29 protein-coding genes are annotated in these 26,538 nt (G+C 39.2%); 12 read left to right on the top strand and 17 right to left on the bottom strand.

What is annotated here, in order from left to right:
* Positions 1-546 carry an NUDIX hydrolase gene (locus tag C4F49_RS10110; protein ID WP_196935731.1) on the top strand — a complete coding sequence of 182 codons (546 nt, stop codon included), beginning with the start codon at positions 1-3 and terminating at the stop codon, positions 544-546.
* Between the two features lie 105 nt (positions 547-651).
* The gene (locus C4F49_RS10115; protein WP_196935732.1) at positions 652-1,965 is read left to right on the top strand and encodes a nicotinamide mononucleotide adenylyltransferase; all 1,314 of its coding nucleotides are present in this window, start codon (positions 652-654) and stop codon (positions 1,963-1,965) included.
* A gap of 116 nt (positions 1,966-2,081) precedes the next feature.
* Here the strand turns inward: C4F49_RS10115 and C4F49_RS10120 are convergent, their stop codons facing one another.
* The 5 genes from C4F49_RS10120 to gcvP form a co-directional block, all read right to left on the bottom strand.
* Positions 2,082-2,870, bottom strand: a complete 789-nt coding sequence (locus C4F49_RS10120; RefSeq protein ID WP_196935733.1) for a hypothetical protein — start codon at positions 2,868-2,870, stop codon at positions 2,082-2,084.
* Positions 2,871-2,974: 104 nt separating this feature from the next.
* On the bottom strand, positions 2,975-3,799 hold the full coding sequence (locus C4F49_RS10125) for an N-acetylmuramoyl-L-alanine amidase (RefSeq protein ID WP_196935734.1): 825 nt from the start codon (positions 3,797-3,799) through the stop codon (positions 2,975-2,977).
* Positions 3,800-3,851: 52 nt separating this feature from the next.
* Positions 3,852-4,592, bottom strand: coding sequence for a 3-keto-disaccharide hydrolase (locus C4F49_RS10130; RefSeq protein ID WP_196935735.1), 741 nt, complete (start codon positions 4,590-4,592; stop codon positions 3,852-3,854).
* A gap of 1 nt (position 4,593) precedes the next feature.
* Complete coding sequence (locus C4F49_RS10135) at positions 4,594-5,871, bottom strand: Gfo/Idh/MocA family protein (RefSeq protein ID WP_196935736.1); 1,278 nt, start codon at positions 5,869-5,871, stop codon at positions 4,594-4,596.
* A 166-nt stretch (positions 5,872-6,037) separates the two neighbouring features.
* Positions 6,038-8,911 carry an aminomethyl-transferring glycine dehydrogenase gene (gene gcvP / locus C4F49_RS10140; RefSeq protein WP_196935737.1) on the bottom strand — a complete coding sequence of 958 codons (2,874 nt, stop codon included), beginning with the start codon at positions 8,909-8,911 and terminating at the stop codon, positions 6,038-6,040.
* A gap of 372 nt (positions 8,912-9,283) precedes the next feature.
* On the opposite strand from gcvP, the gene C4F49_RS10145 reads away from it, so the two are divergent.
* Together C4F49_RS10145 and ctlX are read left to right on the top strand one after the other, a co-directional pair.
* Positions 9,284-10,198, top strand: a complete 915-nt coding sequence (locus C4F49_RS10145) for a dimethylarginine dimethylaminohydrolase family protein (RefSeq protein ID WP_196935738.1) — start codon at positions 9,284-9,286, stop codon at positions 10,196-10,198.
* A gap of 6 nt (positions 10,199-10,204) precedes the next feature.
* Entirely contained in the window at positions 10,205-11,119 is a 915-nt protein-coding gene (gene ctlX, locus C4F49_RS10150) for a citrulline utilization hydrolase CtlX (protein ID WP_196935739.1), read from the top strand.
* 1 nt (position 11,120) lies between these two features.
* Here ctlX and C4F49_RS10155 read toward each other — a convergent pair whose 3' ends face one another.
* The 7 genes from C4F49_RS10155 to rpmB form a co-directional block, all read right to left on the bottom strand.
* The gene (locus tag C4F49_RS10155) at positions 11,121-11,738 is read right to left on the bottom strand and encodes a Crp/Fnr family transcriptional regulator (RefSeq protein ID WP_196935740.1); all 618 of its coding nucleotides are present in this window, start codon (positions 11,736-11,738) and stop codon (positions 11,121-11,123) included.
* On the bottom strand, positions 11,738-13,327 hold the full coding sequence (gene bshC, locus C4F49_RS10160) for a bacillithiol biosynthesis cysteine-adding enzyme BshC (protein ID WP_196935741.1): 1,590 nt from the start codon (positions 13,325-13,327) through the stop codon (positions 11,738-11,740). Before bshC ends, C4F49_RS10155 begins: the two co-directional genes overlap by 1 nt.
* A 215-nt stretch (positions 13,328-13,542) precedes the next feature.
* Positions 13,543-14,877 (bottom strand): 30S ribosomal protein S12 methylthiotransferase RimO, encoded by a 1,335-nt coding sequence (gene rimO / locus C4F49_RS10165; RefSeq protein ID WP_196935742.1) that lies wholly within the window; start codon positions 14,875-14,877, stop codon positions 13,543-13,545.
* A 13-nt stretch (positions 14,878-14,890) separates the two neighbouring features.
* Positions 14,891-15,853: a signal recognition particle-docking protein FtsY gene (ftsY, locus tag C4F49_RS10170; protein WP_196935743.1), complete on the bottom strand. Its 963-nt coding sequence runs from the start codon at positions 15,851-15,853 to the stop codon at positions 14,891-14,893.
* A 145-nt stretch (positions 15,854-15,998) separates the two neighbouring features.
* Positions 15,999-16,160: a DUF4295 domain-containing protein gene (locus C4F49_RS10175; RefSeq protein ID WP_196935744.1), complete on the bottom strand. Its 162-nt coding sequence runs from the start codon at positions 16,158-16,160 to the stop codon at positions 15,999-16,001.
* 47 nt (positions 16,161-16,207) lie between these two features.
* Complete coding sequence (gene rpmG, locus C4F49_RS10180) at positions 16,208-16,390, bottom strand: 50S ribosomal protein L33 (protein WP_002998409.1); 183 nt, start codon at positions 16,388-16,390, stop codon at positions 16,208-16,210.
* Between the two features lie 74 nt (positions 16,391-16,464).
* Positions 16,465-16,698: a 50S ribosomal protein L28 gene (gene rpmB / locus C4F49_RS10185; RefSeq protein ID WP_196935745.1), complete on the bottom strand. Its 234-nt coding sequence runs from the start codon at positions 16,696-16,698 to the stop codon at positions 16,465-16,467.
* A gap of 260 nt (positions 16,699-16,958) precedes the next feature.
* On the opposite strand from rpmB, the gene recO reads away from it, so the two are divergent.
* The gene (recO, locus tag C4F49_RS10190; protein ID WP_196935746.1) at positions 16,959-17,681 is read left to right on the top strand and encodes a DNA repair protein RecO; all 723 of its coding nucleotides are present in this window, start codon (positions 16,959-16,961) and stop codon (positions 17,679-17,681) included.
* 60 nt (positions 17,682-17,741) lie between these two features.
* On the opposite strand, the gene C4F49_RS10195 is transcribed toward recO, so the two are convergent.
* Positions 17,742-17,933: a cold-shock protein gene (locus tag C4F49_RS10195; protein ID WP_196935747.1), complete on the bottom strand. Its 192-nt coding sequence runs from the start codon at positions 17,931-17,933 to the stop codon at positions 17,742-17,744.
* A 168-nt stretch (positions 17,934-18,101) separates the two neighbouring features.
* Here C4F49_RS10195 and C4F49_RS10200 point away from each other — a divergent pair, with 168 nt between their 5' ends.
* The 6 genes from C4F49_RS10200 (at position 18,102) to gcvT (ending at position 22,397) form a co-directional block, all read left to right on the top strand.
* A complete protein-coding gene (locus tag C4F49_RS10200) occupies positions 18,102-18,818 on the top strand; it encodes an SIMPL domain-containing protein (RefSeq protein WP_196935748.1) in 717 nt (238 codons plus the stop codon).
* Positions 18,818-19,303, top strand: coding sequence for a DUF4112 domain-containing protein (locus C4F49_RS10205; RefSeq protein WP_196935749.1), 486 nt, complete (start codon positions 18,818-18,820; stop codon positions 19,301-19,303). Before C4F49_RS10200 ends, C4F49_RS10205 begins: the two co-directional genes overlap by 1 nt.
* A 59-nt stretch (positions 19,304-19,362) precedes the next feature.
* Positions 19,363-19,731, top strand: a complete 369-nt coding sequence (locus tag C4F49_RS10210; RefSeq protein ID WP_196935750.1) for a DUF4359 domain-containing protein — start codon at positions 19,363-19,365, stop codon at positions 19,729-19,731.
* A complete protein-coding gene (locus C4F49_RS10215; protein WP_196935751.1) occupies positions 19,731-20,414 on the top strand; it encodes a pseudouridine synthase in 684 nt (227 codons plus the stop codon). The genes C4F49_RS10210 and C4F49_RS10215 overlap by 1 nt, the downstream gene beginning before the upstream one ends.
* Positions 20,411-21,232 (top strand): DUF6929 family protein, encoded by an 822-nt coding sequence (locus tag C4F49_RS10220; protein WP_196935752.1) that lies wholly within the window; start codon positions 20,411-20,413, stop codon positions 21,230-21,232. Before C4F49_RS10215 ends, C4F49_RS10220 begins: the two co-directional genes overlap by 4 nt.
* An 85-nt stretch (positions 21,233-21,317) precedes the next feature.
* A complete protein-coding gene (gene gcvT, locus C4F49_RS10225; protein ID WP_196937252.1) occupies positions 21,318-22,397 on the top strand; it encodes a glycine cleavage system aminomethyltransferase GcvT in 1,080 nt (359 codons plus the stop codon).
* Positions 22,398-22,451: 54 nt separating this feature from the next.
* Here gcvT and C4F49_RS10230 read toward each other — a convergent pair whose 3' ends face one another.
* From C4F49_RS10230 to C4F49_RS10245, 4 genes are all read right to left on the bottom strand, one after another.
* Positions 22,452-22,682, bottom strand: coding sequence for a DUF6358 family protein (locus tag C4F49_RS10230; RefSeq protein WP_196935753.1), 231 nt, complete (start codon positions 22,680-22,682; stop codon positions 22,452-22,454).
* Positions 22,679-22,978 carry a hypothetical protein gene (locus C4F49_RS10235; RefSeq protein ID WP_196935754.1) on the bottom strand — a complete coding sequence of 100 codons (300 nt, stop codon included), beginning with the start codon at positions 22,976-22,978 and terminating at the stop codon, positions 22,679-22,681. The genes C4F49_RS10230 and C4F49_RS10235 overlap by 4 nt, the downstream gene beginning before the upstream one ends.
* A gap of 33 nt (positions 22,979-23,011) precedes the next feature.
* A complete protein-coding gene (locus tag C4F49_RS10240; RefSeq protein ID WP_196935755.1) occupies positions 23,012-24,436 on the bottom strand; it encodes a Glu/Leu/Phe/Val family dehydrogenase in 1,425 nt (474 codons plus the stop codon).
* A 350-nt stretch (positions 24,437-24,786) separates the two neighbouring features.
* Entirely contained in the window at positions 24,787-25,101 is a 315-nt protein-coding gene (locus tag C4F49_RS10245) for a rhodanese-like domain-containing protein (RefSeq protein WP_196935756.1), read from the bottom strand.
* A 164-nt stretch (positions 25,102-25,265) separates the two neighbouring features.
* On the opposite strand from C4F49_RS10245, the gene C4F49_RS10250 reads away from it, so the two are divergent.
* Positions 25,266-26,519, top strand: a complete 1,254-nt coding sequence (locus C4F49_RS10250; protein WP_231388270.1) for a M28 family metallopeptidase — start codon at positions 25,266-25,268, stop codon at positions 26,517-26,519.
* Positions 26,520-26,538: the final 19 nt, after the last annotated feature.

The raw sequence follows: 26,538 nt of genomic DNA on the forward strand, positions 1-26,538 counted from the left end.
ATGGAAAAATGGACTTTATTAGATTCTAAATATATTATTCAGCGTCCATGGGCGACATTGCGAGTGGACAAACTGCAATTGCCTAACGGAAATATCAAAGATGAATACTATGTGCTGGAATATCCGACCTGGGTCAACATGGTCGGCATTACTGAAGATGATAAAATTTTGTTTGTTAAGCAATACAGGCATGGTGCAGGAAAGATTTTAATTGAGCTGCCTGCTGGAGTTGTAGAAGATGGAGAAGATCCGGCAGAAGCGGCTAAACGAGAACTTCTGGAAGAAACGGGATTTGCGTTTGACTCGATCGAAGAAATCTGTCAGCTTCATGCCAATCCAGCTACCAGCGGAAATATTACCTACACGTATTTATTAACAGGCGGCAAAAAAATCGAAGAACAGGAATTAGATCATTCTGAAGATATCGATGTAGTGGAATTGACCATTCCAGAAGCGCAAGAACTGTTGTTCTCCAATGGCATTTCGCAAGCATTGCATACTTCAGCACTGTTTTATTGTTTCAAGAAATTGGGCTTGCTGTCATAGAAGATTAGACAGGTTTATTATCGCAAAACAGCGTATTGAAAGAGATAACAATTTTTCTATAAAGCAAAAAACCGAACTTAGTTTGGTTTTTTGTATTTTTGCCGAATGGCAAGAGAAATATTCGAAACGAAACGCAAAGCATTAAAAATTAACCTTACTCCGGAATTTTATGGCGCCTTCGCCGAGATTGGCGCAGGCCAAGAAGTCGCCCGTAATTTTTTTGAAGCTGGCGCTGCGTCAGGAACTATTGCCAAGACCATGTCAGCATACGATATGGCCTATTCAGATGCGATTTATGGAGTCGAAGAATCGGGTCGTTATGTAAGCCGTACCCGCTTGACAAAAATGCTAAATCATGAGTTTGAGTTGTTGAATGAACGTTTAACAGGTCATAAATACGATCATCGCCAATTTTTTGCTTTCGCAAATACCGTGACTACGTTAAATTATAACAAAACGAATGAACCCCATGGATGGATCGGAATCCGTTTCCAGCATGAACCGCATTCTGAAACCAACGACATTATTATCCACGTCCGTTTGTTGGACAGCGACGCGAACCTACAGCAGAAAGTCTTAGGAATTTTAGGTGTCAATTTAGTTTTTGGCGCTTATTTCTACCGCAATGATATCCAGACTTTAATTGAATCCCTAGTGGATAATTTGGCGGAAGGTTCTGTCGAAATTGACTTAGTAAAAGTGAAAGGTCCGGCATTTGAAAATGTAAATGAGCGTTTGATCAATCTGTATTTAATTGCCAAAGGATTTTCAAAAGCTGCGATCTTCAAACCTGATGGGAAGGCCGCACAGATTAAAGAATATCTGTACAAGAAAGATATCATCATCCTTCGCACGAAATACCGCCAGAAATCCCTGCCTAACTTTGATTTATTCAATCTGGCTGTTGAGCAGTTTAAAAAGAACGAAGGAGTCGACCCAAACAACATTGTCGTTTTAATTGAGGTGCTGATGGGGAATGTCTTGGAGGAAGAAAACACCATTTCGAATGAAGATCTGGAATATTTCGCAAAACGTGCCGAAGAGTTATGCGCTACAGGAAACAACATTATGGTGTCTAACTTTAGACGAAATAACCATTTGGCTGAATTTGTTAAATCATTCCGCACCAAACATGTTGGAATTGCGACAAACGTTTCCAACCTAAAAAACATATTCAACTCGGAAAATTATAGCAAAAAAGAATACACCAACGAATTGCTTTCTTACATATCGGGCATGTTTAGCCAAGATGTAAAATTGTATGCTTATCCGTATTTGGACAAGAAGAACAATGAAATTATTACTACTCAAAATCTAACGGTTTCTGAAGAAGCAAAGCCGCTTTTTGACTTCCTGATCAAGAATAAATACATTGTCGATATCGAAAATTACGACGAACGTTTTGTGAAAACTGTATAATTGATTTAACAAAAAAAATCTTCATTTTGCTCTATTTATTAAAGCAAAATGAAGATTTAAACTAAACGTTAGAATCTATACTGAAAGCTGTAAATCATTGCACAGCAGAAAAAAAATTACTTTTTCAATTTGAAAAACTCTTCGATCGAAATAAACAATCCTAACGTAAACATTGTGTCGTTGTATTTCCAATCCAAATTGTTCAAAGAAGCACTTCTGACAACTTGAAGCTGCCCTTTAACAAATTTGTAGCCGCCGCGTAGAGTGATGGCAGGCTCAAAGAAAAAGTGCCTTTTCGAAGTGATATCTTGCAGGCCCTGTTGTTCTACATAAAATTGCAGCATTCCATTTGAATTAAAATCCGAATACTTAATCCCCGAGATTCGCGCTGCGAACCCTGCATCAAAAAATGGCGTCGTCAGGTTTATTCCCGGTTGGATAAATATCCTGTCGAAATTCATTTTTACATCAGAATTCAATTTCCCTGCCCCATAGCCAACATAAGTGTCAGCAACTAGTTTAAATCCCTTTTCATTTAAAATAATAGGATAATACCCGCCGATACCGCCCTCTAGTAAATTCGCATGAGCGTCGACTTCTCCGTCTTCAGGTACCTCTTCATAGGTATCGTAGCGATAATTGGCATAATTGCCCATCAATCCAACGTATTTTAGCGGAGAATAGGATGCCTGCAAATTAATTACTTCGCTAGAATAATCGCCTGAGCTACTCGTTCCAACACCCCCATTTCCAGAAACAAGTATTTTCGCATCATTTCTGTTGCTGAGCATCGGAGCATTCACTGCATTTGGCTGATAATAGTAGCGGTTACAGGACGATATTGAAATTAAAAGAAGAACCAATATTGGTAGAATAGAGGCTGGTTTTGTTAAGTTGATTTGCATAATTCGTCTTAATAAAGTGCAACAAGCATATTTCCAACCGCGGTTGGAACATGCTGTTGCATAGCAAACGAGTTGCAGACGTTTCTTGCTACAAAGAATCGAATCTACAAGTACTTTTTATAGATCGAATACAAAACTTTCAATTCTTCGGGTGACCAAGTGGTCAATGTATTCGTTTGTATATAATGAATTTTAAAAGCCTTAACCGCAGCGTCTAAGTTTTTAATGTCATAACCGATAATGCGCAAGGCCATGGCAGGATTAAAATCTGCGGGAGCCTCTTCAAGCGCGGTTTCGTACCAAAAGCCAAAACCCTGATCTGCTAAGATTTTCCAGGGAAAGCGTGACGGATCGTTCTTCCGTGTAGGCGCAAGATCCATATGTCCAATAAAATTGGCTTGCGGAATTTTATAGGCGTCTTTTAAGTAAGCTAATAGCTGAATCAGCGCATTGATCTGCGCTTCGGGCCAAGGATCAGTCAATCCATTATTATCTAACTCAATTCCGATGGAAGAGGAATTCAAATCAGTATCGTTTCCCCATTTTCCGGCACCAGCATGATGTCCACGAAACAAATCGTTTACCATCTGAACAATCTTGCCATTACGCCCGATGACGTAATGCGAGCTGACGCCTACTTTTTGGTTATGAAAAGTTTTAATAGTTTGATTTAAAGAATCTTGAGCGGTATGGTGAATGACTACATAGTTCGGTTTGCGTGTTCCAAAATTTGTCGACGCCACCCATTCCTTATCAGAATAAATTACTTTATCAAGCAATTGTCCTTGCGCAGGTTGCGAACGATATTGCTTCGCAAAATCCTTTGCTTTATCCTTGTAAATTTTTTCGGTAGCCGCATATTTACCTCCCCCACATGACGAAAGCAACAATGCGAATGCTATTAATTTGCAACTATTTTTCAAATTCATAAACAAACTTAGTGATTATTTAAGAGGAATCTATTTTTTAGAAAGCTAGATATTATAACTCCTTTACAATTTGGGAAGCTGACAATAGTCCAGGATTTAACTCAACGACTTGCATATTTCGAAACTCTATTTCAGCGCCTTCTGCTTCCAGACACAGATAACCTTTCTTGATCGTGGATTGACTGATGCCATTGACAAACTTTCCATTCACCGATAATTTGATTGTCCCGTCAACACAGATGACCGTGTAGGTATTCCATTCGCCTTTCCCGAGGCAAAGGTTTTGAATCGATTTGCTTCGTTCTCCACGCGGATTGTCGGGAATTGTCTTCACACCGCCCACACCGAAAAGCTCGCCATGCACGTAAGCAATCGGAGCCGGCTCGCCATTGACTTTATGCTGATTGACCCAATCGAGTTCCAGCATCTGCACTTCGACCCCCCCGGGAAGCCTTCCGACCGGATCTGGCTGCGCATCACTCCAGACGAAAATACCTGAATTTCCTCCCGCTGTTAAATGCCTCCATTCCACATGCAGGACAAAGTTTTCATACATTTTCTCCGAACGGATTACTCCAATCGGCCATCCCTTGCACACTAAAACTTCGCCTTTTTTAAACCATGTTGTATCGGTCGTGTTGACATCAACCCATTTGATTGCTTCTGACTTGGAACTATTATCGATCAGGGAAGAAAAGGCTTTCTCCTCTCCAAAAGTGATTGGAAATGTTTGCGAAAACACCGAAGGAATCAGCATGTTAAAAAGCAGTATAAAACAGGCTATTTCCTTCATCTTAAACAACCTTAGTCACGCCAGGAATAGCGACTGGATTCGGATTTAAAGCCAAATCCCAAGAATAGTCTTCCAATTTTGGCCCAAGCACAATGTTTGAATTCAAGACTTCTTCAGTCGTCAAAATTTGTCCCGAATAACAAGCATCTCTAGCCATAATGGCCAATAGTGTGCTGTTGCTCATGTGCTCGGCATCGTCGATTACTTTGCCTGCTCGTATCGCGGCAAACAATTCATCGTGCTGTGTTTGGTACATGTTATTCATGGCACCTTTGTATCGCCAATTTTCTTTTCCGAAAATCTCATGCCTGCTCGTTACGTTGATGTTCGCACGTCCTTGGTTCCCCAAAATATCAACTGAATTTCTGCTGGTTGTGCCCGCTTGTTGCCTAGTAAAATGAAATCCTCTAGCTCCGTTAGCGTATTCGAATTCAACCGCAAAATGATCATATACATTGCCAAACTTTGGGTCGGTGCGCACTTGACGGCCACCAGTACCCATCACTTTTATTGGCATTACATCCTTCATCGCCCAAGACATCATATCTAAACTATGAACAGCCTGTTCAACCACAATATCGCCCGACAGACCATTGTAATAGTACCAATTCCGCATGTAATAAGTGGTGTCGTTCCAATCTGGCTGTCTTGGCAAATACCAGGCTTCTCCGCCATTTCTAAACGTAGATATGCTATTGATGTCGCCGACTGCGCCGTCCAACACCCGTTTCATCAATTCCCGAGTCGGCGTTTCATAGCGGAAACAAAATCCAGAAACGACGTTCAAGTTTTTCTCTTTTGCTTTTTTTGCTGCCGCAATGATCCGGCGAACTCCAGGGGCATCTACAGCTACAGGTTTTTCACAGAAAATGTGTTTCCCGGCATTGACCGCGTACTCGAAATGCAAAGGCCTAAAAGCCGGAGTCGACGTTAGCAGAACAACATCTACACCTGAATCAATCACTTTCTGATAGGCATCAAAACCAATAAACTTATGCGCTGCATCAACTTGTACCTTACTTGCGTCCATCTGCGACAAAGAGTCATAAGCTTCATTCAGCCGGTCTTCGAACACGTCGCCCATGGCTGTAATGATTACGTTGGGATCTGCTTTAAGAGCTTGCGAAGCAGCGCCTGTCCCTCGTCCTCCACAACCCACCAATCCAATTTTTAACACATTGGAAGTATTGATTTGCGAAAAACTAGGATTGAAAAATGCTGTAGCCGCAACAGCTATCGTTGATTTTTTGATGAAATCTCTTCGGTTTTGATTATTCATAAGATGAATGACTGATTATCACAAGTTTAATTGATTCGTAAAAATAACATTATTTGAGAATTTATAGAGTAACATTTTCGTTCGTCTACTCTATCCCTGCAACATCCCAAAACAAAAAAATCCCATTCTTTTAGAAATGGGATTTGGTATTCATTATAAAAAAGTCTTATGCTTCTGCGTATTCCTCAATTGGAGGACAAGAACAAATCAATTGTCTGTCACCTTGCGAATCGTTGACACGGCCTACAGAAGGCCAGAATTTATTGGCTTTCAAATATGCAATAGGATAAGCAGCTGTTTGACGGCTATAAGGCCTGTTCCAATCATCAGAAGTAACAACTTCAGCCGTGTGAGGCGCATGCTTCAAAACATTGTCTTTTGCATCAGCTTCTCCATTTTCTACCGCCGCGATTTCCTGACGGATAGCAACCAATGCATCGCAGAAACGGTCTAATTCTGGTTTTGATTCTGATTCAGTTGGCTCAACCATTAATGTCCCTGCTACTGGGAAAGAAACCGTCGGCGCATGGAAACCATAGTCCATCAATCGCTTCGCAATATCAGAAACTTCGATTCCAAAGTTTTTGAATGAACGGCAATCCAAAATCATCTCGTGTGCACAATGTCCATTCGCGCCAGCATATAAAACTGGATAATGTTGTTCTAACCGTGCTTTGATGTAGTTTGCATTTAGAATTGCCAATTTTGTTGCATTTGTCAATCCATCAGCTCCCATCATAGCAATATATGCGTGAGAAATCACCAAGATGGAAGCAGAACCAAATGGCGCAGCAGAAACAGCTGAAATCCCTTGTTCTCCTGAAATTTCAACAACTTCATGATTCGGTAAAAATGGTACTAAATGCTCCGCAACACCGATAGGACCCATACCTGGACCACCACCGCCGTGAGGAATACAGAACGTCTTGTGCAGATTCAAGTGGCAAACATCAGCGCCAATAAATCCTGGACTAGTTAAACCAACTTGCGCATTCATGTTCGCACCATCCATATATACTTGACCGCCATGCTCGTGAACGATTTGGCAGATTTCAATAATCGGTTCTTCAAACACACCGTGTGTTGAAGGATACGTAACCATCAATGAGTTTAAATTTTCTGCGTGTTCCGTAGCTTTTGCACGTAAATCTTCTACATCAATATTTCCGCGCTCATCACATTTGACAACGACAACTTTTAATCCAGCCATCGAAGCCGAAGCTGGATTTGTTCCGTGTGCAGAAGCTGGAATCAAACAGATATTTCGGTTGCTGTCGCCACGGCTTTCGTGGTAAGCACGAATCACCATTAATCCAGCATATTCACCTTGAGCGCCAGAATTAGGCTGAAAACTCATTTTGGCAAAGCCTGTAATTTCCGATAACCAATCATTTAATTCATGAATCAAATGCATGTAACCTAATGTTTGGTCCGCTGGCGCGAATGGATGCAAAGACCCAAAATTCGCCCAAGTTACCGGAACCATTTCGGATGTAGCGTTCAATTTCATTGTACATGACCCCAAAGGAATCATCGAATGGCACAAAGATAAATCTTTGCTTTCCAAGGATTTGATATAGCGCAACATCTCCGTTTCAGAATGGTGCGTATTGAAAACTGGATGCGTTAAATAGTCGCTGGTGCGTTGTAAATCAGAAGGGATAACTTCGAGTTGACCATTCGCCAATTCATCAAAATCAACTTCCGTTACCGATACGCCTTGAACTTTAGCGAAAATCTTAGCAATAGTCTGAATATCTTCAAATGTTGTCGTTTCATCGACTGAAATTCCAACGACGTCATTCTCGTAAAAGAAATTAAAATCATGATCCAAAGCCTCGCCTTTAAGCGTTCCGACTTGAGCGCCAACTTCTATGCGAAGCGTATCAAAATAAGCTTTATTCAACTGTTTGTATCCTAAAGTCTGAAGCGCTTGGTCTAAAACAACCGTTAGGTCGTGAACACGGCTAGCAATCTTTCTGATTCCTTTTGGCCCGTGGTAGACAGCATAAAAAGATGCCATAATCGCCAAAAGTGCCTGAGCCGTACAGATATTTGAAGATGCTTTATCGCGGCGGATATGCTGTTCGCGCGTCTGCAAAGCCATACGCAATGCGTAGTCTCCGTTTGCGTCAACGGTTACACCGATAATACGTCCCGGAATGTTCCGTTTGAATGCATCTTTTGTTGCAAAAAATGCTGCGTGAGGTCCACCAAATCCCATTGGGACACCAAAACGCTGTGAGTTACCAACAACAACGTCAGCTCCCCATTCGCCTGGAGGCGTCAACAAAGCCAAAGAAAGCAAATCTGTAGCCACACAGATTGTTATTCCCTGTGCATGCGCTGCATCGGCGAAAGTTTTATAATCTGAAACCGTACCGTCGGCAGCAGGATATTGTATAAATACCGCGAAAACATCGTCGCTTAAGTTTCCTTCATTGATATCCGCTACGCGAATTTCAATGCCAAAAGACAAAGCCCTTGTGCGCAACACGTCCAATGTTTGAGGATAAACGTTCGGAGTTACCAAGAAAACCTGCGCATCTTTATTTTTACGAGCGCTGTAAAGCATAAACATTCCTTCGGCCGCAGCAGTCGCTTCGTCTAAAAGTGATGCGTTTGCGATTTCCAATCCTGTAAAATCAGAAACTACCGTTTGAAAATTTAATAAGGCCTGCAAACGTCCTTGCGCTATTTCGGCTTGGTAAGGCGTGTACTGCGTGTACCATCCTGGATTTTCAAACACATTGCGCTGAATAACTCCTGGAAGAATCGCGTTGTTGTACCCCTGTCCGATAAACGATTTGTAGACTTTGTTTTTGTCGGCAACCTCTTTTATTTTTTGCAAGTAAGCCGTTTCGCTCAATGCTTTCGGAAGGCGCAACGATTTTTTCAAACGAATCTGCTCGGGAACCGTTTGGTCAATTAATTCATCCAAAGAATTTAGACCTAAATAGGTCAACATATCCTCTGTTCCATCGGCATTTGGGCCAATGTGGCGATTTTCAAATTTTTCTTGGTAATTTACGTTGCTCATTTCTACACTTAAAATTTTGATAGTGAAGCCTATAAACGCACAATCATGATACTCGATGCGCGTAATGCAATCCCATCATTTTGAGACTGCAAAGATACGATTAATACGTCAAAATCTTACGCATCAAATCCCAATTTTATTCTAAGAAATCACACAATCGGTTGTGTGGCTTTTTTAAGAATATAATTACACGAATTTTTAGAAAACTTTATGCGCAGTATTTTTGCCATTAATGAAATCCTTTCAAGAAATAGACTTATTTTTTGAAATTTTAATTTTTCAAATCCATTTCCGGCCTAATTTATTTAGAAATTTTTAAGGTTATACGTTCCAAATTTTGTAATTTGCATTTCGCGATTATAAACACAATCTATGCTAAATCTTCATGTAAAAAATGAAACCGATAGGCTGCGCACAGTTATTTTGGGAACAGCGGTAAGCAACGGCCCCACGCCAACTGAATGGGAAGCGTATGACCCAAAGTCATTGGAACACATTCAGAAAGGAACTTATCCGAAAGAACAGGATATGGTTAATGAAATGTTGGCTTTCGAAAAAGTGCTGAAAAAATATGATGTTGGTGTCATTCGTCCAGAAATTATGCGTGATTGCAACCAAATATTCACACGTGACATTGGTTTTGTTATTGAAAATAAGCTAATCAAAGGCAATATTTTGCCGGACCGTGCCGATGAATGGGAAGCGATAGAATATGTTTTGGACGAAATCAATCCGAATGATATTCTGATTCCCCCAGAAGATGCACATATCGAAGGTGGAGATGTTATTTTATGGAACGATTATATTTTTATCGGAACTTATAAAGGCAACGATTATTCTTCCATCAATACAGCCCGGACAAATCAGGCGGGCGTAGATTTCATCAAGAAATCGTTTCCGCATAAAATCATTCAGGATTTCGATTTGTTTAAATCCATGACAAACGCACGCGAAAATGCCTTGCACCTGGATTGCTGTTTTCAGCCTATCGGAAAAGACAAAGCCATTATTTACAAAGATGGGTTCGTCGAATCAGAAGATTACTATTATTTGGTGGAGATTTTCGGTGAGAAAAACTTGTTTCACATTACAGCAGAGGAAATGTATGCGATGTATTCAAATGTGTTTTCCATCAGCCCTGAAGTGATTGTTTCGGAACGAAATTTTCACCGTCTAAATACTTGGTTAAGAGCGCAAGGTTTCTTTGTGGAAGAAATTCCATACCACGAAATCGGTAAGCAAGAAGGCTTGTTGCGCTGTTCAACCTTCCCCTTAATTCGTGAATAATGTGCTATGCAAACCACTAATCGGATTTTATTGGTCAGGCCGTTCCGTTTTAGGAAAAATGAAGAAACGGTCGTAAATAATTATTATCAGCAAGATTTGGAAGATAGTTCCGCCAAAGAAATTGCGGAGCAGGCAGTAAAAGAATTTGATGATTTTGTCGCTGTTTTGCAGGGCAATGGAATCCAAACACTTGTTTTACAGGACAATCTGGAGCTTGATACTCCAGACAGTATTTTCCCCAACAATGTGATTTCTTTTCATCAGGATAAGCTGGTCTTTTATCCTATGTTTGCTGAAAATCGACGACTGGAAAGAAATCTGATTAAAGCGTATTTGCTCGGCGAGAATCAAGAGCACATCGAATGGCTGGATTATAGCTCATTTGAAGACCAACGCGCATTTCTTGAAGGAACAGGCTGTTTAATTCTCGACCGGGTTCACAAAAAAGCCTATTGTTCGATTTCACCGCGCGCAAGTGCAGAGCTCGTTCATCAATTTTGCCTGGATTTCGATTATCAACCGATTATTTTCGAAGCATTTCAAACTGTTGGCGAATTGCGCATGCCCATTTACCACACAAACGTGATGCTCTCCATCGGACAGTCATTCGCTGTGATTTGTTTGGATTCCATTGATAACATTCAGCATCAAAATTTAGTCTTGGAATCCTTAAGGGAAGAACAGAAAGAAATAATAATCATTTCCGAAGAACAGGTTTCGCAGTTTGCAGGAAATATTTTGGAGGTAAAATCTTCAGACAATTCGCCCGTCATTGTGATGAGTAGCCAAGCTTATCAGTCCTTTCATCCGAATCAATTGCAACAACTAGAAAAGTATGGTAAAATCATTCATTCGCCACTTGAAACCATCGAAACTTGTGGCGGAGGTTCGGCAAGGTGCATGATGGCTGAAATCTTTTGATTTATTTCTTCTGCCGTTCGCTCACGATTTCCTTCCGGACACGGCTTAAGCTTTCAGGCGTAATGCCTAAATAGGAGGCAATCATCCATTGCGGGACACGCAAAATCAGATTGGGATACATCTCCATAAAAGAAAGATAGCGCTCTTTGGCTGTCATCGCAAGCAAGGAATGGATTCTTTTCTGTTGGAAATAGATGTTGCGTTGCAATGAGGTGTCGTTAAAGCAAGCGAAACTCGTGCTTATCTTCGTCGCTTCTTCCGCAAACTCTTTTTTCAAATACACGACAATTGTCGGTTCAATGGCTTTTATAAAATAATCCGAAGGCTCATTAAAATACAGGCTTGAACGGTCGGCAATAATCCAATTTTCGGGTGCAAATTGAATGATGTGCTCACCCCCTTTTTCATCTAAAGTAAACGCCTGCAACAAACCGCTTTCCACAAAAAAAGTATGATGGCAGATTTCTCCTTGACGTAAAATATAACTGTTATGCGGAACTTCCTTGAATTCAAAATAAGGTTCTAACTGCTTAAATTGTTCATCGGATAAACCGCCCTTTTCGACATAATATTTATAAAAATTACTTTCAGCGTAGGCTATGGATGGGTTGCTTTTCATTAATACAGGATACTAAATTTAAAATCCAGCGGATTAAAATGCTTCACCAATTCCGGAATAAACTCATCCCCGTACTTAATGTATAAAGTTGCAAAATTTTCGGAACGCTCTTGCAGTCCTCCTCCCGGAAATAATCTATCCTTCAACCGTTCAATCTGCACTAAGGCATCTTCATGATTTTTCTTGTCGGCTTTCAGCAATTTTTTCTCCAAGTTATTGATGGCTTTTTTCAAGCGAGCTTTTACAGCATCCGTACTCGGGCCTAAACTTGGGTCAATTTTATGGGCTCGCAATTTTATCTTACCAAAAATCGAATTCAATTCCATCCACTCATCCCGAAGGTTTAAGCGATGCTTCGTATGTCGTTTGACGTAATCATTCTTTAAGGTGTTCAATGGCTTAAAGACGCTTTTAAATGTCAAATCCAAGCGAAAAACCTTTCCCGCAGTTTGGTCGTCGGTAATCATTGCAGAATTTCGAGGGACAAGAATGGGGAATGGGATTTGATATTGTTCAAAATTCCGTTTCAACTGCAACCAATAAACGATTTCTGCCCCGCCACCGATATAAGCCAAATTCGGAAGAATAAGTTCTTCGTACAAAGGACGCATAACGACATTCGGACTAAAACGTTCTGGATGCTCCGCAATTTCGTTGAGCAGTTCTTCTTCTGTAAAATAAATTTGCTGATGAAGAATCTCGTAGCGTCCATCATCTAGTTTTACAATGCGCTCCCTAAATTCGTAAGTTAAATAAAAAAAGTTGATTTCTCGAGAATGTACTTGTGTAGAAAATCCTCTTTCTTCCAGTTCTTCTGACGTTTTATCAATCGCCTGAAAACTTTTCTCTTCGAGAATATCTTGCTTGATAATCGGTGCAAAGAGCTTTTTCAGGTTTGGTTTATCCGCATCGATAACGAGCAAGCCATATTCTTGAAACAAGGCATGCGCTAATTCACGCGTTCCGTCAGCTAAATTCCGGTCCTTTAAATAGGCATTTTCAACCAATTCTGTCAGCTTGCTAGAATTGTCAGACAAGCCCAGCATTGAACAATATTGCTTGACAACTTGTTCCATTGTCGTTGTGGACATCCGACCCGTAGCCGATTGCGCAGGAACATCCCAAACAATTTTCTTTCCGTAAACTTTGGTATTGTTTATTTCTTCGAAATCGTGGTCTTCGGTCGCCATCCAATAAACAGGAACGAAATTGTATTCAGGAAACGCTTGCTTTAAGTCTTGCGACAAACGAATCGCCGTCACGATTTTAAAAATAAAATAGAGCGGTCCAGTGAAAATGTTTAATTGATGGCCTGTCGTGACCGTAAATGTTTTTGAATCATTCAGCGAAGCGATATTATTCGCTACGGTTTCAGAAGCTGAAGAAATTGATTCGTATTGTCGCTGAAGTTCTTGAACCAAGATATGGCGGTATTGAAAATCCTGCTTTAGCTCGATTTGCTTCTTAAACCCTTCTAAATCAGGAAAATTACCGTAGAAAGCTTTTAGTTCCTCATTTTTTGATAAATAGGCTAAAAGAGTTTTCGAGAAACTCTGCGTGTCGCTGTATTCAATGTAGGAAGCTTTCATTTACAATCCAATAATGTTATGCTGTTAAGAAGCCAACAAAATACGGATTTTTACAAAAAGAAAAATAGGAAGCGCATTTTATATTATTTAATTGACATAATTTGTATAAAAGCGGAAATTTTTGAGGGTAAAAGAAATAAAATAAGCGCACAAAAAAGCCAACAATTTAAAACTCACGCTAAGTTTTTAACTGTTGGCTTAAGAAAATTATGTTTTTACGAAACGATTGAACCGTACAAATCGAAATCTTCCGCACGGTCAATTTTCACTTGTACAAAGTCACCTATCCTAGCATAAGTATTTTTCCCATCGATTAATACTTCATTATCCACTTCTGGAGAATCAAATTCTGTTCGGCCGACGAAGTAATCGCCATCCAATTTGTCAACTAAAACTTTATACGTTTGTCCGATTTTCTCTTGGTTGATTTCATACGAAATGCCCTGCTGGATTTCCATAATCTGCTCAACTCTGGATTCTTTTACCTCTTCAGGAACATCGTCAATCAAATCAAATGCATGCGTCTTTTCTTCATGAGAATAAGTAAAACAGCCCAAACGGTCAAAACGTGTATCCTCGACCCAGTTCATCATTTCTTCAAAATCACGCTCTGTTTCTCCCGGATAACCACAAATCAATGTCGTGCGCAAAGCAATATTAGGCACTTTATCTCTGATTTTATTGACTAAATCAATTGTCTTTTGCTTATTGATGCCTCGACGCATCGAATGCAACATGTTGTCTGTAATGTGTTGCAAAGGCATGTCCAAATAGTTACAGATATTTGAACGCTCATTCATCGCATCCAAAATATCCATTGGAAATCCAGACGGGTAAGCGTATTGAAGACGAATCCAATCGATGCCTTCCACATCAGAAAGATGGCGAAGCAAATCGCCTAAATTCCGCTTTCCGTAGATATCCAAACCGTAGTAGGTTAAATCCTGGGCGATAAGAATCAATTCTTTCGTGCCATTTGAAGCTAAGAATTTGGCTTCCTTCACTAAATCATCGATGGATTTTGACACATGCTTTCCGCGCATCAATGGAATCGCACAGAACGAACAAGGACGGTTACAACCTTCAGCAATTTTAAAATAAGAAAAGTGTGAAGGAGTGGTCAACAGGCGCTCGCCCAATAACTCATGTCGGTAATTTGCGCCGATAGAAGATAATAAATCGGGTAAGTCATTTGTTCCGAAATACGCGTCCACATTGCTGATTTCTGCTTGCAGTTCGGGTTTGTAACGTTCCGACAAACATCCGGTAACAATTACTTTATTAATTTTTCCCTGCTCCTTTAATTCAGAAAACTGAAGTATCGTATCAATGGATTCTTGTTTTGCATTATCAATAAACCCGCAAGTATTGATTACGACGATATCGTTTTCCTGAATATTTGAAGATTCATGAACAACATCAATCAGGTTTCCCTTCAATTGTCCCATCAACACTTCGCTGTCATGAATATTTTTCGAACAACCTAATGTCACTACATTCACGCGCGGTTTAATCGCAGTTTGCGAAACCTTTATCTGTTTTGTTCTCATTATAAACTATGGATTACTTGAACAGTGAATCCACGAAATCTTTTTTGTTAAATAACTGTAGGTCGCCGATTTTTTCGCCTACGCCTATGTATTTTACTGGAATTTTGAATTGGTCTGAAATACCAATCACGACTCCGCCCTTTGCTGTTCCATCTAACTTAGTCAGTGCCAGCGCATTCACATCCGTCGCTTGCGTAAATTGGGTACATTGCTCGATTGCATTTTGCCCAGTAGACGCATCCAGAACCAATAAAATCTCATGAGGTGCATCTGGAATTACTTTCTGCATCACCATTTTGATTTTGCTCAATTCATTCATCAAGCCAACCTTATTGTGAAGACGACCTGCGGTATCGATTATCGCCACATCATCGCCATTCGCGACAGCAGATTTTACGGTGTCAAAAGCTACGGAAGCTGGGTCGGAACCCATTGGCTGAGCCACCACGCGCACGCCGACACGCTCACCCCATAATTGAATCTGGTCAACTGCCGCTGCGCGGAATGTATCCGCAGCGCCCAAAACAACTTTATTTCCTGCTTCTTTTAATTGATGGGCTAATTTTCCAATGGTTGTCGTCTTACCAACACCATTCACGCCAACGACCATAATGACATACGGTTTTTGGTTTCCGTATTCAAAATGTTCAAAATCAGAACTATTGTTTTCAGCTAATAAGTCTTGGATTTCATCTTTTAGTAATCCATTCAGCTCATCGGTACTGACATATTTGTCGCGAGCAACACGCTTTTGGATACGATCAACGATTTTCAGCGTTGTCTGCACACCAACATCCGAGGTCACCAAAACTTCTTCTAAATTATCCAGAACATCATCATCAATCGTAGATTTACCAACGACAGCTTTGGTTATTTTCGAGAAGAACCCGTCTTTCGTTTTTTCTAAACCCTTGTCCAGCGCTTCTTGAGCCTCTGGAGTTTCCTGTTTTTTCTTGAAGAAATCAAATAAACCCATTGATGATTACGTTTTGCTTAGCTTAGTCCTAAAAATTGAGCCAAATATACTGAAATACACTATACTAAAAAAGCCCTTTTGGAGCATACCAAAACGGCTAATTGTAAATTCTTAAAAGGAAAACCTTAGAATGTAAGGTGTTAGCTTATTTAGAAGCTTCAGCTACAATGTCTTTAACCTTATCATTGTGTACCATACTTTCTTTGAAAGTATAAGCTCCAGTTTTTACAGATTTAGTAGTAATGATTACTTTTGTGTATTCTTTACCACCACCTTTTTGTAATGATGCGACCGATTTCTTTGCCATGGTATGTTATTTTTTAGTTGCCAATCAAATGACTAACAACAAATTAATTACTTAATTTCTTTGTGAACAGTAACTTTTCTCAAAACTGGGTTGAATTTTTTCAACTCCAAACGCTCTGTTGTGTTCTTTTTGTTTTTTGTCGTGATATAACGAGACATTCCCGGAAGACCACTTTCTTTGTGCTCAGTACACTCTAAGATAACTTGTACTCTATTTCCTTTTTTAGCCATTGTTTTACTTTATTGTGATCCCTAAGGATCGTATTATATTGAAGATCTTATTCTAAATAAACAGTGCTGGCTGATTAAATTTTTCCGTTTTGGACAAATTTATTGATTACAGCAGTGATACCGTTTTTATTAATCGTTTTGATTGCAGATGCAGATACTTTCAACGTAATCCAACGATCTTCCTCAGGAATATAAAAACGTTTTGTGTGTAAGTTCGGGTAGAATTTACGTTTTGTTTTTACATTCGAGTGAGAAACGTTATTTCCCCTTAATGCCGCTTTACCTGTTAAATCACAAATTCTTGACATGATATTTTGATTTTTAATGTGTTCTCTATTAATTCTCTTTTTGTAAAGAGTGTGCAAATATCTATATTTCTTTTGTGAAAACCAAAGATTGAAAGGAATAATTTTAATAAATTATTTTTCGGAGGGTAGAAACAACAAATTTAAGTGAAATATTTCCATTTAATGAACTCTGAAAAACCAAATAGTTTTCCACAATTCACAATTTCGCGGTCCTGCAGAAATTTATGCAGAAGCTAAATTCCTTATTCTATCTTTGTTCTATGCTTCACAAAACTACAGGCATTGCATTAAAAAACACGAATTATTCAGAAAATAGTATCGTTAGCCAGATCTATACAGAAAAATTTGGCCTGCAATCTTACTTAATCAATGGAGCAAAAAAGCCAAAGGCCAAAATCCACATCAACATGTTGCAACCCTTGCATCTTGTGGAAATGGTCGTGTATTATAAAGACAATTCCAATTTACAGCGTATTAAGGAGGCTCAACAGACCCCGCTTTTGCGGGAAATTCCGATGGATATTGTGAAAAGTTCGTTGGCGATATTTCTCAATGAAATTTTGTACAAAGTATTGAGACACCAAAATTCGGACCCTCAATTATTTCAATTTTTGTACAGATCCATCCTTTGGCTAGACCAAAGCAAATCTCCCTTGGGCAATTTTCACCTTGTTTTTCTTTTAAAGTTGAGCAGGTACTTAGGTTTCGAACCGACAAAAGCTACGAACAAAGTTGCCTATTTCGATTTGTTCGAAGGTGTTTTCACACAGCAAATTCCTTCGCATACGCATGTGTTGCATCAGCCCTATTCGGAATTCTTTCTGCAATTAATTTCTGTGGATTTCGAGCAAATGGCATCCATAAAAATCTCACACGATGACCGGATTTATTTGTTGGAGAAGATAATCGATTTTTATAAACTGCATACCGAAAACTTTGGGGAAGTTAAGTCGCTATATGTTTTAGAAGAGCTCTTTAAATAAAAAATATCGACCCTTTTGAGGGATCGATATTTTTCACAATAAATATATCTTATAATCTTATTAGATAACTTTTACATTTACCGCGTTAAGTCCTTTACGACCTTGTTCTACTTCGTAAGAAACGTTGTCGTTCTCACGAATTTTGTCTACTAATCCAGAAACGTGAACAAAAATTTCACTCTCGCCAGAGTTAGGAACAATGAATCCGAAACCTTTGGACTCATTAAAAAATTTTACTACTCCTTCTTGCATTGTATTAATTGTATTGTTTCCCTAAAGGTATTAATAATTTTTTAAACGTTTTAAAATAATTTTAACATTCATTAAACGAAAATTAATTTCATAAGTCTATCGGTTTATACAAAAAATGGTCAAGTTTTTGCCATTGTAACTTTTTAAAAATTGAATAAAACAAAACGTATGAAAAATTTTTTAACCCTTGCTCTAGTATTAGGAACAATCTTACTTACAAACGCTCAAACAAATGCCGTGGATTATAGCAGAAAAGTCTCAACAAAAGGTTACGCTGAAAAAGAAGTAACTCCAGATATCATTTATTTGTCTATTTCTTTAAAAGAATATTTTTTGGATGGGAATACAAAGAAAAAAATCACAATTGAAGATTTAGAAAAACAATTATACAATGCTGCGATCAGCAATGGTGTGAAAAAAGAGGATTTTACGATCCAAAACATTTACAGCTACAATTACGAAACAAAGAAAAAATCTCAAGAATTATTGCAGGCTAGACAGTACCGCATAAAAATTACAGATTTAAGCAAGTTGAATACCTTGTTTGACAATGTCGATGCAAAAGGTATGGAAAGCACATCGATTTCTGGATATGATCATTCTCAGAAAAAACAGATTGAAAAAGAATTGAAAACAGAAGCCGTGAAAGATGCGCGTATCAACGCTGATATTTTAGCGACTGCGGATGGACAAAAAGTTGGAAAAGCATTAGTGATTAGCGACAATAGCAATTTTAACTTTAATGATTACTTGCCACAGCCAAGAATGATGAGCTTCGCAAAAACTGCGAGTGCCGAAGGTGCTGTTGCTGACGAAAGTTTAAACATTGACATCAAGCCCATCAAATTGACTTGCAATGTCGATGGTGTTTTTGAATTATTATAATGCAGATTACAAACAACAGCTTAGTTCCTCAGGAGAAATTAAAGAGCGATTTTGTTCGCATAGAACAAGCGTCCAGGTTGATGGACAGCCAGTTCAAAATCGGCAATTTCTCCTTTGGCCTTGACCCGTTGTTAAACTTTTTCCCGATTGTGGGACAAATAGTCGGCTTTGGAATTTCATTTTTGCTGGTTCTGGTCATGTTTCGGCATGGCGTAAGTTCAAAAGCCGCTGTCAAAATGGGTTTGAACGTACTGACTGATTTATGCATTAGCTCAATTCCCATTATTGGTTTGGGCGGCGATTTTTTCTTCAAAGCAAATAAAAGAAATGTTGCACTGCTAAAAGCTCATTATTTCGAAGGAAAAAATCAAGGGAGCGCCAAAGGAATTTTATTAACGATTGCGGCCATTATTATTGTCGTCAGTCTCTTGATCATTTATTCCTTCTGGCTGTTGACTGTTTGGTTTTTTGAATGGCTTTTTTAAAAATTGAAATTTATAAATGAATAGCGCATAGTTAAAAATTATGCGCTATTTTTGATTTTATGAGTAAGAAACGAATATTTGCGATTCTCGCACTAATCCTATGCATCGCCGCATTTCTCACTAATCCAAAAGAGGAAGAGCATGAAGCTGCTGTGCGCGATAAAGCAAAAGAGATTTTGAAAAAACAATTGGACTATAAAAACCAAGATGCGATAGATTTCGGAATGACGCTTTTCGGCGATAATCTGATTGACCAGTTTATGCAAAATAGTGTTCGGGTAAAAAATTATTATTTCTTTTCATTGACGAGCATCGCTTGGCAGGGCAAAGAAACTGTCATCGGAGTAGGAGCTTTTAATCACATTTGGCTGAGCAAAAAAATTGACGAGAAAGCGGACGAAATTATTGCTGTTATAAAAAATATTTAATGCTAGAGCTCCTTTATGAAGATGAAGATTTGGTAGCCATCAACAAGCCGCACGGTTTGCTGGTTCACAGAACTTCTATCGCAGGCGATGCCAAAGAATTTGCATTACAGCTTCTTCGCGACCAGATCGGCCAAAAAGTATATCCTGCGCACCGATTAGACCGAAAAACTGGCGGCATCCTTTTGTTCTCAAAAAACAAAGAAATGGACAGCTTGATACAGCAGGATTTTGCAAATCAAAAAATCGATAAGAAATACATCGCTGTCTTGAGAGGATTTGTACCTGACCAGAAGTTAATCGATTATCCTTTGAAAAAAGAAAATGGGACGGAACAAGAAGCGCAGACTTACTTCAGCATTCTAGGGCAATCGGAACTGGATATTCCTTTTGGAAAACATCCGACCTCGCGCTATTCGCTGGTGGAAGCAAATCCAGTAACAGGAAGGATGCATCAGATCCGAAAACATTTTGCGCATATTTTTCATCCCATTATTGGCGACCGCCCACACGGATGCAACAAGCAAAACAAATTTTGGAAAGAAACTTTCGAGATGGACACCATGCTCTTGCATGCTAAATCTTTAAACTTTATTCATCCTGTATCGAAACAAGAAATTTCAATTGAAAGCCAAGTACAGCCTGAATTCGCACGCGTTCTAAACTTGCTAAATTTATCTTTATGAAAGAGTTCATCTTAGATCTGTTTTTAACCATCAAAGGCATTGGTGCCGCTTCCGGATTAATCTATCAAGATTCCAAAATCTACGTCATTTCGGACAATAGCAATTATCTGTATGAATATTCCGTCGAGAATCAATCGCTTAAAAAAGAATTGCTTATTGCAGACTCGCCTGGAGAAAACATCAAAAAATCAGAAAAGAAAGATTTTGAATCCATTAGTTCCGACGGGAAGGATTTGTATGTTTTTGGTTCGGGCTCCACAGCAAAACGAAATATTGCCGTGAGGTACAGTCCAAGTTCTGCGAAAACGGATCCAGTTGATTTTTCAGAAATCTTCAATAATCTGCAGAATACGTATGCTGTTGATCAGTATAATTTCAATATTGAAGGCGCTTGCTTTGCTGACCATAGCATTTTATTGTTTAATCGAGGAAACGGGCCACAAAATCAAAACGGAATTTTCTCAATAAGTACGACTGAAGATACGACATCATTTACGCAAATCGAACTTCCGAAGATTCAAAACGTGGCTAGCGGATTTACAGATGCCGTTCGTGTTGAGCATAAAATCTACTTTCTGGCCACAGCGGAAGACGTTGCTTCCAACTACCTGGATGGTGAGGTCAAAGGCACTTTAATCGGACGAATGGATTTCGAGACGAAGAAAATAGAATTTACGCAAGTCATTTCGGAAACGCATAAGTTTGAAGGTTTAACCGTATACAAGGAGGATAACGAAAAGATAAGCTTTTTGCTTTGCGAGGATAGTGATTCAGATACGGATGAAAGCCACATTTACAAACTTACGCTTCCAAAATAATCTGTTCTTTAACAGCATTCTGCTTTCGCAATTCTTCGTTTTTTAATTAGCTTTGCTATCAAATTAAATCAAGACAATTCACATGATAAAAAACACCGCAATAACTGATCATCACATCGCTTTGGGAGCTAAAATGGTTCCATTTGCTGGTTTCTCCATGCCTGTTCAATATTCTGGAATCAATGACGAACACGAAACGGTCCGTACCGGTGTCGGCGTTTTTGACGTGAGCCACATGGGCGAATTTATCATCAAAGGTGAAAAAGCATTGGATTTGTTGCAGAAGATTTCATCAAATGATGTGTCTAAACTGTATGCTGGAAAAGTGCAGTACGCTTACATTCCCAATGAAACAGGTGGAATTGTTGATGATTTTCTGACGTACAAAATTGACGATGAAACTTATTTTTTAGTTGTTAATGCATCCAATATCGAAAAAGACTGGAATTGGATTAGCAAGTATAATGTTGATGGCGTTGAGATGAAAAACATTTCGGACGAAACATCTTTATTTGCGGTGCAAGGGCCAAAAGCAGCTGAAGCATTGCAGTCATTGACGGATATCGAATTGGCTTCAATGGAATATTACACTTTTGAAAAAGGTGTTTTTGCGGGCATTGAGAACGTATTAGTTTCTGCAACAGGATACACTGGAGCTGGTGGCTTCGAAATCTATGTGGCAAATAAAGATGCACAGAAAGTTTGGGACGCTATTTTTGAAGCAGGTGCGGCATTCAATATTAAGCCAATTGGTTTAGGTGCGCGCGATACCTTGCGCCTGGAAATGGGATTCTGTCTTTATGGAAATGATATCGATGATGAAACATCGCCTTTGGCCGCAGGATTAGGCTGGGTGACCAAATTCACTAAAGATTTCGTGAATTCTGAAAACCTAAAATTGGAGAAAGAAAACGGCGTCAAAGAAAAATTAGTCGGTTTCGAAATGATTGACCGCGGAATTGCGAGACACGATTATCCAATCGTTGATGCTGATGACAATGTGATTGGACGTGTAACTTCAGGAACACAATCTCCAACATTGAAAAAATCAATTGGCCTTGGATACGTAAGCCCTCCTTTCGCTAAGGAAGGCGTAGAAATTTACATCTCCATCAGAAATCAAAAAGTAAAAGCGGTCGTTAAAAAACCTCCTTTTGTAAAATAAACATTAAATAAGAAAAGACTCCATGGAGTCTTTTCTTGTTTAATAGCTATTGGATTATTTCTTCGTCTGTTTTTGCTTTATTGGCTCTTTGGGCTGATTTTGCTGACGAACTTCCTTGTTCACCATTTTCAACAAAACCACTTTCAAATAGATTAGCACGACCATAAAAGCAATCGAAGCTCCTAAAATCAACATGTTTCCACTGTTGTAAGCCGCCACTCCGCTCAGAATCAAAAAGACGATTCCTAAGTTGATTAATAAGTTAAGTATAAATTTCTTTGTCATCTTTTTTGATTATTGGATACGACCGATTTTCGAATCAAGTAAAAATAGGCTATCCCAGCGAAAATATTCAGCAAAATTACAAAAAACACAATCAACATCTTTTCCGTCTGTTGAAGCTTCGGCGATAAGAGCACCTCGCGAATGACCAAAATTACCCAAATCATCGACACTAAAAGCGCGATACTAAACATAATGGGCGCAAATGAAACTCGAAGGGCAATCAGCAGCAATGCCAATGCGTAAAAACCCAAACTAAACAAAAATGCTTGTTTAGTTTGGTTCTGAAGATTTTTCATCCAACAAAGTTAACCAAATGTTTAGGATGTTTATTATGGGAAAATGCCTAATTCTTCGTAAGAAACTCCGATTTTGTTGATGGCGCAGATAAATGCGGCAGTCCGCATGTCTTCTACATCGGCCGTCTCTTTGAACACTTGGCGAATTTCTTGGTAGGAGCCAATCATCGTATCTTCCAATCCGGAGTGCACTAAATCAATTTCATCCGGACCGCGGAGAATTACTTTGCGTTCCAGTTCGGAGACTTTTTTATTTGTCATGGATTCCACCATGCCAACAACTTCGGCATACATGTTTTCGCTAAATCTTTTTTCCAGACGGCCGTAGCGAACATGGCTTAAGTTTTTCAACCATTCGAAATAGGATACCGTTACCCCGCCTGCATTTAAATACATATCTGGAATAACCAATACGCCCTTTTTATTCAGAATTTCGTCCGCATCAGGTGTTAGCGGTCCGTTTGCCGCTTCTCCAATTATTTTTGCTTGGATGCGCTCAGCATTGTCTTTATGGATGACTGCCTCTAAAGCCGCAGGAATCAAGATGTCACAAGGCAACTCTAAGCCCTCTGAGGCACTTTTGTAGCTAATTGCATCCGGATAGTTCAAAATTGTTCCGGAGCTCTTTCTGTGTGCTTGAACAAGATTGACATCTAATCCGTTTTCCTTATAGATTGCTCCGTCGAATTCAATCAATCCAACCAAAATAGCCCCAGCTTGCTGAAAATAATTAGCCGCATGGTATCCTACATTTCCCAATCCTTGAACAATGACTTTCTTGCCAACGATACCCGTCGTCAATCCCAATTTTTGCATGTCTTCTTCGAAAGAACAAGCTTCGCGAATACCAAAAAACACACCTAAGCCAGTAGCCTCGGTGCGTCCGCGAACGCCGCCTTGAGAAACAGGTTTTCCGGTCACACAAGCCTGAGCATTTAAATCATTCGGATTTAGGGATGAATAAGTATCCACAATCCAGCTCATTTCACGAGAACCTGTACCATAATCTGGCGCAGGAACATCAATTCCAGGACCGATAAAGTTCTTCTTAACCAGTTCAGAAGTATATCTTCTCGTGATTTTCTCCAATTCGAAAGCGGAATATTTTTTCGAATCAATTTTAATCCCACCCTTTCCTCCGCCGAAAGGCACATTCACAATCGCGCATTTGTAGGTCATTAATGCGGCCAAAGCCATCACTTCATCCTGGTTCACTTCCATGCTAAAACGGATACCTCCTTTGCAAGGCAATTTGTGATGCGAGTGCTGTACGCGATACGCCTCAATAACTTCAATATTTTCGCCAATGCGAACAGGAAATTTTACTTGAAGAATTGAATTGCAGGCTTTAATTTGGTCTAAAATCCCTTTTGAGAATCTGGTAAATTTCGCAGCTTTATCGAAACTGCGTTCTACGCCCTTAAAAAAACTGTACTGTTCTGCCATATGATTAGACATAGTTTATAAATGAATTAGTTTTATTTACACGAATAAAGTTAAGGATTTATAAGAGCATTCTACAAGACATTTACAGCGATAACCTATTTTTAATCATTTGTTTACGATACCATCTGTTTGTTGGGAAAATGGAAATAAAACGTCTTGATTCTTGAATTATTAACTTAAATACTCCTGCATTTTTATCAGTTATTTATTCAAATCGAAAACTAGATTTCAGTTACGTGATGTTGCAGAAAAGCCTTCGCATTGCGAAGCAAAAAACGAATCCAGCTCGCTTGGATAAGTCCAATTTTAAGGACAAAAAAAAGACCGCCTTTTCAGGCGGTCTTCAATTTTATCCATAAATCTTAATAGACATCCAATTCTGGGTCAAGCTCTTCTTTCCAAGCTAAGATACCGCCTTTTAGATTCGAAAGATTGGTAAATCCTTCTTGTTCCAATAACATGATAGCTTGCGCACTGCGTTTTCCGCTGCGGCATTGAACAACTACCGGAATATCTTTTGAAATTTTATCTGATTCAATTACAACACCAGACAAAGGAATATTATCGCCGTTTAAATTTGAAACTTCGTATTCAAAGGGCTCACGGACATCAATAAGCTGAAACTCCTCATTGCGGTCAATCATTGATTTTAAATCTTGAACAGTTATCTCTCTCATATTGTATAATTTTATCAAATATAATAATTTAACGGGCTCTTTAAACCAGAATGAATTAATTTTCTTAATTTGCTTTCATGTATTTTAAGACTAAAAACCTTCGCCTTTCTTACGTATTGCTAACAGCCGTTATGCTTACGTTTATCTCGGCTAGTAATTTGCTAATGGCACAAACATCCACGGCAACAATGGATGTGAAAGACCTTACTCGCATTTTGGAGACGCTTGCCGCTGACGACATGCGCGGTAGGGCATCGCTTTCAAAAGATATTGAAAAAGCGGCTGATTTTATCGCTTCCGAATTTAAAGAAATTGGATTAAAACCTTATGCCGAAGATAATTATAGGCAAACATTTTATGTCAACAAACTTTCCGCAGGTACACAGTCTGTAACAATCAATGCACAAAAATTAAACGACGACCAGTTTTTGATTATTGGGAACCAGCCCGAAATCAATTGGTCTGAAAAATCGGCAGTTCAAGTACTCAAGATTTCGAAAGAAGAAGATTTTTCGCAGGCTTTTCGAGCAATCATGCGAACCAATCAAGGAGATGCGGTTGTTCTCGTTGATTCTTCATTCCAACCTTTGTTGGCACGTTTCAAAAAAATATATTCGCGTGAAAACATCCTAACGAAAGAACAACAAGCGGCGAAATCTCCAACAAAAGTATTTTTAGTGGCGAATGAAAAGCCAACGGAATACGCAATCAACGCTGTCAATAAAACGGAAGAATTCCCATTATTCAATGTGGCGGCAGTGCTTCCTGGGAAATCTAAACCCAATGAATATGTTGTGTTTTCAGCACATTACGACCATATCGGAATCCTAAATGCGGTAGACCAAGACTCGATTGCCAACGGTGCAGACGATGACGCATCGGGAACGACGGCCGTTATTGCTTTAGCAAACTACTATAAAAAACTCAATCAGAATGAGCGCACGTTAATTTTTGTTGCTTTTACGGCTGAAGAAATTGGCATGTTTGGTTCCAAATATTTTTCCAATAAGATCAACGCCGACGAAGTCGTTGCGATGATTAATATTGAAATGATTGGGAAAGATTCAAAATTTGGCCCCAACTCGCTTTACATTACCGGTTACGAAAATTCGAATCTAGGAAAATTGATGCAAGAAAATCTGACGGGTTCAAGCTTTACCTTCCATGCTGACCCTTATCCGCAACAAAACCTGTTCTATCGTTCGGATAATGCAGTGTTGGCCGCTCTTGGTGTTCCGGCACACACGTTTTCCACATCGCAAATCGACAAAGACTCCTATTACCATACGGTGAAAGACGAAGTTGAGACATTGGATATTGAGAATATCAGGTCTAGCATCGAAGCGATTGCAATTGGAGCAAAAGGAATCGTCGATGGAACTCAGACGCCTTCAAGAGTGGAGAAACTGAAAGATTAAAAAGGAAAGATAGTATGCA

Origin of the sequence: Sphingobacterium hungaricum, from assembly GCF_015210005.1 — a bacterium.
GTDB lineage: Bacteria > Bacteroidota > Bacteroidia > Sphingobacteriales > Sphingobacteriaceae > Sphingobacterium > Sphingobacterium hungaricum.

Excerpts from the sequence above, each read along its gene's own strand:
- C4F49_RS10110 (WP_196935731.1), top strand. The coding sequence starts at position 1 with ATGGAAAAATGGACTTTATTAGATTCTAAATATATTATTCAGCGTCCA.
- C4F49_RS10115 (WP_196935732.1), top strand. The coding sequence starts at position 652 with ATGGCAAGAGAAATATTCGAAACGAAACGCAAAGCATTAAAAATTAAC.
- C4F49_RS10120 (WP_196935733.1), bottom strand. The coding sequence starts at position 2,870 with ATGCAAATCAACTTAACAAAACCAGCCTCTATTCTACCAATATTGGTT.
- C4F49_RS10125 (WP_196935734.1), bottom strand. The coding sequence starts at position 3,799 with ATGAATTTGAAAAATAGTTGCAAATTAATAGCATTCGCATTGTTGCTT.
- C4F49_RS10130 (WP_196935735.1), bottom strand. The coding sequence starts at position 4,592 with ATGAAGGAAATAGCCTGTTTTATACTGCTTTTTAACATGCTGATTCCT.
- C4F49_RS10135 (WP_196935736.1), bottom strand. The coding sequence starts at position 5,871 with ATGAATAATCAAAACCGAAGAGATTTCATCAAAAAATCAACGATAGCT.
- gcvP (WP_196935737.1), bottom strand. The coding sequence starts at position 8,911 with ATGAGCAACGTAAATTACCAAGAAAAATTTGAAAATCGCCACATTGGC.
- C4F49_RS10145 (WP_196935738.1), top strand. The coding sequence starts at position 9,284 with ATGCTAAATCTTCATGTAAAAAATGAAACCGATAGGCTGCGCACAGTT.
- ctlX (WP_196935739.1), top strand. The coding sequence starts at position 10,205 with ATGCAAACCACTAATCGGATTTTATTGGTCAGGCCGTTCCGTTTTAGG.
- C4F49_RS10155 (WP_196935740.1), bottom strand. The coding sequence starts at position 11,738 with ATGAAAAGCAACCCATCCATAGCCTACGCTGAAAGTAATTTTTATAAA.
- bshC (WP_196935741.1), bottom strand. The coding sequence starts at position 13,327 with ATGAAAGCTTCCTACATTGAATACAGCGACACGCAGAGTTTCTCGAAA.
- rimO (WP_196935742.1), bottom strand. The coding sequence starts at position 14,877 with ATGAGAACAAAACAGATAAAGGTTTCGCAAACTGCGATTAAACCGCGC.
- ftsY (WP_196935743.1), bottom strand. The coding sequence starts at position 15,853 with ATGGGTTTATTTGATTTCTTCAAGAAAAAACAGGAAACTCCAGAGGCT.
- C4F49_RS10175 (WP_196935744.1), bottom strand. The coding sequence starts at position 16,160 with ATGGCAAAGAAATCGGTCGCATCATTACAAAAAGGTGGTGGTAAAGAA.
- rpmG (WP_002998409.1), bottom strand. The coding sequence starts at position 16,390 with ATGGCTAAAAAAGGAAATAGAGTACAAGTTATCTTAGAGTGTACTGAG.
- rpmB (WP_196935745.1), bottom strand. The coding sequence starts at position 16,698 with ATGTCAAGAATTTGTGATTTAACAGGTAAAGCGGCATTAAGGGGAAAT.
- recO (WP_196935746.1), top strand. The coding sequence starts at position 16,959 with ATGCTTCACAAAACTACAGGCATTGCATTAAAAAACACGAATTATTCA.
- C4F49_RS10195 (WP_196935747.1), bottom strand. The coding sequence starts at position 17,933 with ATGCAAGAAGGAGTAGTAAAATTTTTTAATGAGTCCAAAGGTTTCGGA.
- C4F49_RS10200 (WP_196935748.1), top strand. The coding sequence starts at position 18,102 with ATGAAAAATTTTTTAACCCTTGCTCTAGTATTAGGAACAATCTTACTT.
- C4F49_RS10205 (WP_196935749.1), top strand. The coding sequence starts at position 18,818 with ATGCAGATTACAAACAACAGCTTAGTTCCTCAGGAGAAATTAAAGAGC.
- C4F49_RS10210 (WP_196935750.1), top strand. The coding sequence starts at position 19,363 with ATGAGTAAGAAACGAATATTTGCGATTCTCGCACTAATCCTATGCATC.
- C4F49_RS10215 (WP_196935751.1), top strand. The coding sequence starts at position 19,731 with ATGCTAGAGCTCCTTTATGAAGATGAAGATTTGGTAGCCATCAACAAG.
- C4F49_RS10220 (WP_196935752.1), top strand. The coding sequence starts at position 20,411 with ATGAAAGAGTTCATCTTAGATCTGTTTTTAACCATCAAAGGCATTGGT.
- C4F49_RS10230 (WP_196935753.1), bottom strand. The coding sequence starts at position 22,682 with ATGACAAAGAAATTTATACTTAACTTATTAATCAACTTAGGAATCGTC.
- C4F49_RS10235 (WP_196935754.1), bottom strand. The coding sequence starts at position 22,978 with ATGAAAAATCTTCAGAACCAAACTAAACAAGCATTTTTGTTTAGTTTG.
- C4F49_RS10240 (WP_196935755.1), bottom strand. The coding sequence starts at position 24,436 with ATGTCTAATCATATGGCAGAACAGTACAGTTTTTTTAAGGGCGTAGAA.
- C4F49_RS10245 (WP_196935756.1), bottom strand. The coding sequence starts at position 25,101 with ATGAGAGAGATAACTGTTCAAGATTTAAAATCAATGATTGACCGCAAT.
- C4F49_RS10250 (WP_231388270.1), top strand. The coding sequence starts at position 25,266 with ATGGCACAAACATCCACGGCAACAATGGATGTGAAAGACCTTACTCGC.